The following is a 7,104-nucleotide window of genomic DNA, read 5'->3' as shown; positions in this document are numbered from 1 at the left end:
GCCCGCGACAGCGCCTGGCGCAGCGGCAGGGTGGCGGCCGCGGCGATGGCGCCCTCGGGCAGCGGCGTCGCGGTCAGCTCGGGCAGGGTGGAGAGATCGAGCCGCACGAACTCGGCCCCGAGGCACGGCGCGTCGGCGACCTCGGTCAGCGCCGCGGTGCCGGCGCGCTTGGCGGCGGCGGCCATCTGCAGATCGGCCAGCGAGTCGAGCATCCGCCGCTCGGCATTGATCCGGTCGGCGAGGTGCTGCCCGCTCGGCACCGCGCGCTGCAGCGGCGCGCGCAGGGTCTCGGCGAGGTTGCCGACGGCGAGCGCCAGCAGCCGCTCGTATTCGCCGCGCACCGAGAAATGCCAGTCGAGATAGCGCTCGATGCCGGCCTCGGTTTGCGCGTCGAGGCGCGCCGCGAGGCGGGAGATCCGGGCCTCCTGCATCGCCGCGACGTCGCTCGCCGCGGTGTCGATCTCGACGCTTGCCCGGGTCGCGAGGCTCGCCGGGGTGATCGGCGCCTGCCCGCAGGGGTTCACATAGGTCGCGAGGGTGCGCAGGGTCGCGGCACGCCCGGCCGCGTCGCCGGCGATCTCGGCGGAGAGCCGCGGCAGCAGCGCCACCAGCAGCATCGCGGCGCCGGCCACCAGCGCCGCCGGCAGCATCGCCGGGCGGCCGGCGGCGCGGCCGTCGGCCAGCGCCAGCGCCCCGACCAGCAGCCGCGTGTAGATCAGCGCGACGATCCCGGCGCCGCCCAGCACCAGCGCCCAGGAGGCCGCCCGCAGCGCGCCCTCGGGCAGCGTCGGGATCAGCGTCTGCGAGAGGTGCCAGGCCAGCGCATCGGCCGCCGAGAGCCCGCCGATCAGCCAGGCGGCGAGCGCCGTCTCGGCACCCTCGCCGGCGGCGAAGGCGCGGGTCGCGACATCGGTCCAGGCCTCGCCGCGGGTGTCCGGGGCGCCGAGCAGCGCGTAGTCGACCACGAAGAAGCCGGCCGCCAGCACCGCGATGCCGACGATGTGCAGCGGCCAGCGGCGCATCAGCGGCCGCGCCATGCCGGGCTGCGCGAGCCGCCGCGAGAGCCGCGCCAGCGGCCCGGCGGCCAGCGCCACCAGCGCCGCGCCGGCGCCGAGCACCATCCAGTGCTCGGGCTGCATCAGGTTCGCCAGCGCCAGCAGCAGCAGCGCATAGACCCCGGCCACCAGCGCCTCGACGATGGCGACCAGGTGCCCCGGCCAGAGGATGCGGAACAGCCAGCTGCGGCGCGCCACCATGCCCTCGACCAGCAGCCGCCGGTCCATCTGCGCCGCCTCGACCCGCGCCACCCAGATCGGCCAGGCGATCGCGATGGTGACGACGGCGAGCGCGAACGGCGGCAGCGCCGGCAGGACCTGCGCGCCGGCCCAGAGCGCGGCCAGCGCCAGCGCCGATACGAGGAGGCGGACGAACGGACCCCGCGTGCTGTCCTCGGTGAGCTCCATAGACGATCTCCGGTCACTATGCGTCGCCATAGATGCCTGCATTCGACCGCATGGGGCAAGCGTCATGCCAGCGCATGCGCGCGAAGCTCCGGGGTTGCCGCCGCGGCGGGCCGGGCCGGCCGGCACCCGGCACCGGGCACCCGGCAAGTGGAATTTTCGTCCGGCCGTTTGGGTATTGCGAAAATGTTGCGCTGCCGCGATGTTAACCCGCCCTCGACCATGCCGGAGACCGAAATGCCCACTTTCCAGAAGATCCTCGTTGCAAACAGGGGCGAGATCGCCATCCGCGTGATGCGGGCGGCGAACGAGCTCGGCAAGCGCACCGTGGCGATCTATGCCGAGGAGGACAAGCTCGGCCTGCACCGCTTCAAGGCGGACGAGGCCTATCAGGTGGGCGCGGGGCGCGGTCCGGTGGCCGCCTATCTCGACATCGACGACATCATGCGCATCGCGCGCGAGAGCGGCGCCGACGCGCTGCATCCGGGCTATGGCCTGCTGTCGGAGAACCCCGACCTGGTCGATGCCTGCACCGCCGCCGGGATCGCCTTCATCGGCCCCTCGGCGGATACCATGCGGATGCTCGGCGACAAGGCCTCGGCCCGGCAGGCGGCGATCGCGGCGGGCGTGCCGGTGATCCCGGCCTCCGACGTGCTGCCGGATGTCGATGCGGCCAGCCCGGCCGAGCTCGAGGCGATCCGGGCGCGGGCCGAGGAGATCGGCTATCCGCTGATGCTCAAGGCCTCCTGGGGCGGCGGCGGCCGCGGCATGCGCCCGATCCAGGGGCCGGACGAGCTGGTCGCCAAGCTGCGCGAGGGCCGCTCCGAGGCGACGCAGGCCTTCGGCAAGGGCGACGGCTATCTCGAGAAGCTGATCCAGCGCGCGCGCCATGTCGAGGTGCAGATCCTCGGCGACCGGCAGGGCGAGATCTATCACCTCTGGGAGCGCGACTGCACCGTGCAGCGCCGCAACCAGAAGGTCGTGGAGCGCGCGCCGGCGCCCTATCTCACCCGGGAGCGCCGCGAGGAGCTCTGCGGGCTGGCGCTGAAGATCGCCCGCCATGCCGGCTATGCCTGCGCCGGCACCGTCGAGTTCCTGATGGACATGGACAGCGGCGCCTTCTACTTCATCGAGGTCAACCCGCGCATCCAGGTCGAGCACACCGTCACCGAGGAGGTGACCGGCATCGACATCGTGCGCGCGCAGATCCGCATCACCGAGGGCGCCTCGATCGCCGAGGCCACCGGCGCCGCCTCGCAGGCGGATGTGGTGCTCAAGGGCCATGCCATCCAGTGCCGCGTGACCACCGAGGACCCGACCAACAACTTCGTGCCGGATTACGGCCGCATCACCGCCTATCGCGGCGCCACCGGCTTCGGCATCCGGCTCGACGGCGGCACCGCCTATTCCGGCGCGGTGATCACCCGCTACTACGATTCGCTGCTGGAGAAGGTGACCGCCTGGGCGCCGACCCCGGAGCAGGCGGTGGCGCGGATGGACCGGGCGCTGCGCGAGTTCCGCATCCGCGGCGTCGCGACCAACATCGTCTTCGTCGAGAACCTGCTCAAGCACCCGTCCTTCATCGACCAGTCCTACACCACGCGCTTCATCGACACGACGCCGGAGCTGTTCGTGTTTCCCAAGCGCCGCGACCGGGCGACCAAGCTGCTGCGCTACATCGCCGAGGTCACGGTGAACGGCAACCCGGAGGTGGCCGGCCGGCCCCGGCTGCCGGCCCATGCCCGCCCGCCGGTGGCGCCGCATGCGCGGGTCACGCCGCCGCTGTCCGGCACCCGCGAGCTGCTGCTCGCCGAGGGGCCGAAGGGCGTCGCCGACTGGATGCTGAAGCAGGACCGGCTGCTGATCACCGACACCACGATGCGCGACAGCCACCAGTCGCTGCTCGCCACCCGGATGCGCTCGGTCGACATGCTGCGGGTGGCGCCGGCCTATGCCGGCAACCTGCCCGGGCTGTTCTCGATGGAGTGCTGGGGCGGCGCGACCTTCGACGTCGCCTACCGCTTCCTGCAGGAATGCCCCTGGCAGCGCCTGCGCGAGCTGCGCGAGCGGATGCCCAACCTGCTGACCCAGATGCTGCTGCGCGCCTCCAACGCGGTCGGCTACACCAACTACCCCGACAACGTGGTGCAGCACTTCATCGACCGCGCCGCCAAGACCGGGATCGACGTGTTCCGCATCTTCGACCCGCTCAACTGGGTCGAGAGCATGCGCGTCGCGATGGACCAAGTGATCGAGACCGGCAAGATCTGCGAGGCCTCGATCTGCTACACCGGCGACATCCACGACCCGGACCGGGCGAAATACTCGCTGGCCTATTATGTCGGGCTGGCCAAGGAGCTCGAGGCGGCCGGCGCGCATATCCTCTGCATCAAGGACATGGGCGGGCTGGTGAAGCCGGCCGCCGCCGAGGCGCTGGTGCGCGCGCTCAAGAACGAGACCTCGCTGCCGGTGCATTTCCACACCCATGACACCAGCGGCATCTCGGCGGCCTCGATCCTCGCGGCCTCGGCGGCCGGGGTCGATGCGGTGGACCTCGCGATGGACGCGCTCTCCGGCGTCACCTCGCAGCCGCCGCTCGGCTCGGTGGTCGCGGCGCTGCGCAACCAGCCGCGCGACACCGGGCTCGATGCCGGCGCGATCCGCGAGATCAGCGCCTACTGGGAGGGCGTGCGCCGGCTCTATGCGGGCTTCGAGTCGGAGATGCGCAGCGGCACCGCCGAGGTCTATTCCCACGAGATGCCGGGCGGACAGGTGACCAACCTGCGCGCCCAGGCCCGCTCGATGGGGCTCGAGGAGCGCTGGGACGAGGTCGCCGCCGCCTATGCCGATGTCAACCGGCTGTTCGGCGACGTCATCAAGGTGACGCCGATCGCCAAGACCGTGGGCGACATGGCGCTGACGCTGGTCGCCGGCGGGCACAAGGCCGAGGACCTGCTCGACCCTGACATGGACATCTCGGTGCCGGATTCGGTGCTGGCCTTCTTCCGCGGCGAGGTCGGCCAGCCCCATGGCGGCTTCCCCGAGGCGCTGCAGAAGCGGCTGCTGAAGGGCGCCGCGCCGCTCACCGTGCGCCCCGGCAGCCTGATGGAGCCGGTCGATCTCGAGGCCAGGCGCGCCGAGGCGATGGCCGAGATGGAGGGCCACACCGTCGATGACGAGGATCTCGCGAGCTACCTGATCTATCCCAAGGTCTATCTCGACTACATGGGCCGGCGGCGCGATTTCGGCCCGGTGCGGGTGCTGCCGACGCCGACCTTCTTCTACGGCATGGAGCCGCGCGAGGAGATCCATGTCGACCTGCGCCCCGGCGTCACGCTGGTGATCCGGCTGCAGGCGATCTCCGAGCCCGACGAGAAGGGCGAGGTGAAGCTGTTCTTCGAGCTCAACGGCCAGCCGCGCACGGTGCGCGTCGCCGACCGCCGCTTCGAGGCGACCGCGCGCCGGGCCGAGCAGGCCGAGCCGGGCAACCCGCTGCACCTGCCGGCGCCGATGCCGGGCGTCGTCGGCTCGGTCGCCGTCACCCAGGGCCAGACCGTGCATGCCGGCGACGTGCTGATGACGCTGGAGGCGATGAAGATGGAGACCGCGATCATCGCCGAGCGCGACGGGGTGATCGAGCGGGTGGTGGCCGCCGCCGGCACCCAGGTCGATGCCAAGGACCTGCTGCTGACCTTCGCCGGCTAGGGCCGGGCCGGGGGCCGGGGCTCAGGCCGGCTGGGCGGCGCGCAGCGCCTCCAGCCGGTCGCGGTCCAGCGGGAAGCGCCACATCAGCCCGATGGCCACCAGCTTGAGCGCGATCGGCACGCCGGCATAGAGCCAGGTGAGCGCCGCCATCGCCTCCGGCGGGCTGGCGCCGACCGCCGCCGTCGGCACGAAGCCGGCGGCGCCGAGCAGGATCAGCGCGGTGCCCGAGGAGAGCGCCAGCGCCGCCTTGGTCGCGACCTGCCAGAGCGCGAAGAACAGCCCGGCCCGCGCCGCCCCGGTGGCCAGCCGGTCGGTCTCCACCACATCCGCCTGGATCGAGGGCGGCAGCGCGAGATCGGCCCCCAGCGCCAGCCCGGTCAGCACCGAGATCACCGCGAAGCCGGCGACATCCCCCGGTTCGAGCCAGAACACGCTGGCGAACACCGCGCAGGCATAGATCATCCCCCAGGCCCAGGCGCGGTGCTTCGGCATCCGCCCGGCGATCCGGACCCAGAGCGGCACCCCGCCGACCGCCGCGGCGAAATAGGCCAGCAGCAGCGCGCCGACCGCCTCCGGCGCCTGCAGCCGGTGGCCGACGAAGAACACGAAGAGCGTCACCGGCAGCCCGTTCGCCGCGCCGTTGACGAACCAGGCCAGCAGCAGCCGGCGGAACGGCGCGTTGGCCGCCATCGCCCGCGCCCCCTCGGCGAGCGAGAGCCGCCGCGCCGGCCGCCGCGGCTCGCCGGCCATCAGGCAGGCCGCGGCCACCGTGACCGGCAGCGCCAGCACCACCAGCAGCGCCACCGCCGCCAGCCCGGCGCCGCCCTCGCCGCCGAGCACGTAGAGCAGCGTCGCCGCCAGCGTGCCGAGCAGCACCAGGGCCTCGCGCCAGGCGGTGACCCGGGTGCGCCCGTCATAGCTGTCCTCGAGCTCGGCGCCCCAGGCGACATAGGGCGTCTGCGCCATGGTCCATCCCAGCGTCAGCGCGGCGAGCCAGAGCACCGCATGGGCCAGCCCGGCGCTCTCCGGCGGCACGAAGACGGCCCAGGTCGCGGCCATGATCAGCGGCACCGCGGCGACCAGCCAGAGCCGCCGCGCCCAGGCCCCCGGCGTGCGGTCCGAGAGCCAGCCGATCGCCGGGTCGCTGACCGCGTCGAACAGGCGGATCAGGATCAGCGCGGTGCCGAGCGCGCCGAGCGCCACGTCGCGCTCGGCGGCATAGAACGGCACGATGTAGCTGAACACCGGCAGGTAGAGCGCGGCGAGCGGCAGCGCGGGCAGGGCATAGCCGATATGGGCGAGGCGGCGGGACATGCCGGGCGAGATGGCCCGCGGCCGCCCCGCTTCAAGCGGAGTTCACGTGGAACGCGCCGCGGCTCAGTACATCGAGGGGCGATGGGCGCGGCGGTCGTTGCGCTCCTTGAGGCCCTTGCGCTTGCGCAGCTTGACCAGCGCCCAGTGGATCACCTCGGTGACCAGCCCGACCACCGCCGAGGCGCCGATGCAGAGCACCAGCAGCGGGAACGAGGCGAGGTTGTCGACCACCTCGGCGACGCTCTCGGAGATGATCTTGAAGACGAAATCGGTGTCGGTGTCGCCGACGCGGGCGGTCGAATCCGCCGCCCGGGTGAAGACGAAGATCACGCTGGTGATGACGATCGACAGGAAGCCGGCCCACATCCCGTTGGCCACCGCCACGATGCCGCCCCAACCCTGCCGCCGGGCCAGGTTGACGAAGCCGACAAGGGCGCCCGCGAAGGGGGCGATGGCTGCGAATTCAGGGATCTCGTTGCGCAGCAGCTCCGCTTCCGGCCGCGAGAACGACCAGTTCATCGCCCAGGCGACGAAGAGGGCGCAGAGCGCGCGGTAGAGCAGCATCCAGCAGCCTCCCGTTCATGGTCCCCGCCGCCAGCGGCCGCGCGTTCCATCCCATCGGGCG

4 protein-coding genes are annotated in these 7,104 nt (G+C 72.5%); 1 reads left to right on the top strand and 3 read right to left on the bottom strand.

The window, feature by feature from the left end:
- Positions 1 to 1,463, bottom strand: a 1,463-nt coding sequence (locus QSJ97_RS19630; protein WP_285673827.1) for a hypothetical protein, incomplete at its 3' end; no start/stop codon positions are given.
- Positions 1,464 to 1,697: 234 nt separating this feature from the next.
- Between QSJ97_RS19630 and QSJ97_RS19625 the strand changes: the two genes are divergently transcribed.
- Positions 1,698 to 5,165, top strand: a complete 3,468-nt coding sequence (locus QSJ97_RS19625) for a pyruvate carboxylase (protein WP_285673825.1) — start codon at positions 1,698 to 1,700, stop codon at positions 5,163 to 5,165.
- Between the two features lie 21 nt (positions 5,166 to 5,186).
- Here the strand turns inward: QSJ97_RS19625 and QSJ97_RS19620 are convergent, their stop codons facing one another.
- Both QSJ97_RS19620 and QSJ97_RS19615 read right to left on the bottom strand, forming a co-directional pair.
- Complete coding sequence (locus QSJ97_RS19620) at positions 5,187 to 6,479, bottom strand: MFS transporter (RefSeq protein WP_285673824.1); 1,293 nt, start codon at positions 6,477 to 6,479, stop codon at positions 5,187 to 5,189.
- A gap of 63 nt (positions 6,480 to 6,542) precedes the next feature.
- On the bottom strand, positions 6,543 to 7,043 hold the full coding sequence (locus QSJ97_RS19615; RefSeq protein ID WP_285673823.1) for a hypothetical protein: 501 nt from the start codon (positions 7,041 to 7,043) through the stop codon (positions 6,543 to 6,545).
- Between the last annotated feature and the right edge of the window lie 61 nt (positions 7,044 to 7,104).

It is taken from the genome of Paralimibaculum aggregatum (assembly GCF_030270585.1).
GTDB classification, from domain to species: domain Bacteria; phylum Pseudomonadota; class Alphaproteobacteria; order Rhodobacterales; family Rhodobacteraceae; genus Thermohalobaculum; species Thermohalobaculum aggregatum.
Note: the sequence above shows the minus strand (reverse complement) of the source record. Positions and strands in the feature narration are given on the sequence as shown.